Annotated in this window: 1 protein-coding gene; it reads right to left on the bottom strand. The window is 33.9% G+C overall.

The window, feature by feature from the left end; genetic code table 11:
• Positions 1–69: 69 nt before the first annotated feature.
• Positions 70–774, bottom strand: coding sequence for a hypothetical protein (locus tag C200_RS14380; RefSeq protein ID WP_016212394.1), 705 nt, complete (start codon positions 772–774; stop codon positions 70–72).
• Between the last annotated feature and the right edge of the window lie 435 nt (positions 775–1,209).

Raw genomic sequence — 1,209 nt, 5'->3', positions numbered from 1 at the left:
TATCCAGTAGCTCTTTATTCATTCCTGATGAAATCCCTGTATCTATCAGATTTCATTATACATCGTTTATCATGTCAGTGCGTAAGGTGAGTAAGTATTACTTGTTAATAACTTGACTTTATGGCCATTGTCTTGCAGGGCTTTAACTTTTTGAAGTGCAGCTTCATCCACATAAAGTTTTTGACTGTAGTGCGCCTGATTGCTTGGAGCAGTTAAAGTACGCTTATAGGATAATTTAGGAGTCGTTGATATAATACTTTCATCTAGATCTAGCAACAAAACTACTTGGTGATTATCATCGGGTAAAACTGGTCGACTTGCTCGTTTAAACCATTCTTTTCGTGTAATCGGCAATTGTTCAGTTGCTCCTCCTTCTGCCCTTGCATTGAGTCTGGTTTGTTCATTAACTATAATCTCTAGTTCCTGAATGTATAAAGTTCCATTGGTTGTATCTACTCCATAAACTGGGTTATCGGGAACATTATTGGTATCAACTGGAATGACTGAAAAGCCGAAGTCCAGGGCTAGTTCAATATGCATTTTTGCGTTATCAATTAATATCACATTTTCATATGCTACTCTTCGACTTTCAGCTATTTGCTTAAGGCTTTCTGTTTTATCTGCTGTTTGATTATAAAATTGGAAGTCTGCTGGCAGATTAATACCATATTCAGTTTGAAAAAAAGTATGAATGCGGTCTTTAGAAAGCGGTCCAGTTGTTGCAAAAGCAATTTCATCACCATTAGCCAAAATAGCTTTCATAATTTCAGCCATTTTTTCTCTATTGATTGTGTAGCACATACTTCTTGTATTGTGATAGACATTCTCATGGAGTGGGTGATAGGGATTATAATGGGATGGATCTATTTGGACCTGGTTTATATAGGGTTGGCGTGTGGGGCTAATTGTAGTTAGCAGTGTTTCTTCGATATCAAATACAAAAATTTTTTTCATTCTATTGATTTCACACTATTAATTGCATTTAAAATATAATAATTTTATAGAGTAAATAAAACAATAAAATTATATTTTTTACTTATAGCATAAATGTTTTTTTTAAAATCAAGGGTTAAGTAAATTTAGTTTAACATATTTTGATCTTTCCAAACGGTGCTATTTTCCTTTAAGTGCAGTTAACCGACAAATAAGTAAAGACTTAGCTGATGCTTCTTTATAATAATCAAAAGATCGTTCGCTGCGAGCCATGGA

It is taken from the genome of Piscirickettsia salmonis LF-89 = ATCC VR-1361 (assembly GCF_000297215.2).
GTDB classification, from domain to species: Bacteria; Pseudomonadota; Gammaproteobacteria; order Piscirickettsiales; family Piscirickettsiaceae; genus Piscirickettsia; species Piscirickettsia salmonis.
This window is presented reverse-complemented; position numbering and strand designations above follow the sequence as displayed.